Source organism: Exiguobacterium sp. A1_3_1, from assembly GCF_048985645.1.
GTDB classification, from domain to species: Bacteria; Bacillota; Bacilli; order Exiguobacteriales; family Exiguobacteriaceae; genus Exiguobacterium_A; species Exiguobacterium_A indicum.
This window is the reverse complement of the sequence record NZ_WBYY01000289.1, coordinates 1-1708: the sequence shown is the minus strand read 5'-3', so window position 1 is coordinate 1708 and position 1708 is coordinate 1. Positions and strand designations below refer to the sequence as shown.

The 1708-nt window shown below is 37.3% G+C and carries 2 protein-coding genes; both read left to right on the top strand.

From position 1 onward, the window contains the following. Positions 1-627 precede the first annotated feature (627 nt). Positions 628-1176 (top strand): hypothetical protein, encoded by a 549-nt coding sequence (locus F8N00_RS17805; protein ID WP_421018723.1) that lies wholly within the window; start codon positions 628-630, stop codon positions 1174-1176. Positions 1177-1476: 300 nt separating this feature from the next. Beyond that, the coding region (locus tag F8N00_RS17800) for a hypothetical protein (protein WP_421018722.1) at positions 1477-1708 on the top strand (232 nt) is incomplete at its 3' end.

The window sequence follows — 1708 nt, the reverse complement described above, 5'->3', positions numbered from 1 at the left end:
AGGGCATGGACGAAAAACGACGTCGTTTTTCTTTTGAGAGAGCGCAAGCGAGTAAGGAATGGATTCGTCCCGAATCCAAGTGCATTGAAAGACCCGCAGTGGACGGATCCACTGCGGGTAAGAAAGTACATCTGGTCTTTTCTATATAGAAGGGTGTGATGAAGGATGCAGTAGTGAGACAGTATTGAAGTGTACGAAGGTTCGAGGAAAGATAGATGATTGAAGTGAATCGATCCTCCTATAAATAAGTAGCGATCTTCTTTCTACTGGATGTACAGCATGAGAAGAATCTTCGGGCTCATTCGTGAGGCTGTAGGTTGCACGCAGCAACATCCTCATCGCACCGCTGCCCTCCTGCCGAATCGATAACGAGAGCTGCGACTCGCTTGCGCGAGGCATCTCTACGTTCCTGTTCCTTGCGACGAAGGACACGGAGCGTTAGAAGCATGATTAAAATAAATTACCATAATCATATATATATAAAGACTCTAATAACGTAAATTGGATTTAAATGATAGTTATTGACTATTTTAAAAAAGTATTGTTAAATTATTTCAGTCTAGAAATTGGGATTTTTATTTGAATTTCTTTTCTTAACATGAATTAGGTAGGATGGGAGATTAGCAAGTGGAACAAAAATTTAAGAAGTATGTCATACTTCCGATCATTGTTGTCTTTATTTTCTTTATCGGATCACTCTTTGGAACGTATAGTGCACAGACTGAAATCGAGGATGGTGCTCTCTATAGTGATGAGTTGCGTGAGAAAAATAACGCACTTAAAAAAGAGAATACAGACATATTAGATTTAGTGAAACAACGTGATGCCATTAAAGAAGATTATGAAAAAACTAAAGACAAGAATAAGTCACTCGAAGAAAAAATCAGTAAAAAAGAAGAGGTTCTTAGTGACTTAACTTTTGAAGTCATCTATGCAAAGCGTAAGCCCATTACACTGAGCCCTGGTCAATATATCATCGGTGATGATGTGCCAGTCAATCGATACCGTGTTGAAAGTATTGGAGAAGGGTCGAATTTTACAGTTAATTCGATAGATGGAGACTTGAAAGTGAACACGATTCTCGGTGTGGATGGAGTAAGCTCTTATACATTCTTTGGTGAAGATGGCGATGTATTAGAGACACAAGCAGATGTAAAATTAAAGATCATTGAATAATCTTTTGATTACGAATTAACAAATACTCAAAAGTAGCAATTGAATTTATAGTAGAAACAATCAACTGGTGTTTGTATTGTAAACGTATATTCAACGTAATTCAGATTGTTGTATTTAAATAAAATAGCGTCTAACAAGCAATAGGAAACTCGGTAAATGAGAACCCTATTGTTTTTTGGGGTTTTGTTCTAAAAAGATGGGTTAGCTATAGGTAGTATAAAATCAAAAGGAGTGTTTAAAAGTCTTTTAAAAGACTTTTAAAAGGTGTATACTAAAGAAAAATAAGAGGAGGGTATAATGATGGGAATGCGAATACTTGATATTCCAACCACTTCTATATCTGACGTGAAACGGTCTCCTATGGAAGCTTTCCAAAAAGCAGATCGTGAAGCGGCCGGCGTATATGTTTTTAACCGTGAAAAAGTTGCGGGCGTCATGTTGACACAACAGCAATACGAATCACTCAATAAAGAAATCGAAGAATTGTACAGTCGATTAGATGATTTGACTGTTGAGATGCGACTATCCTGTC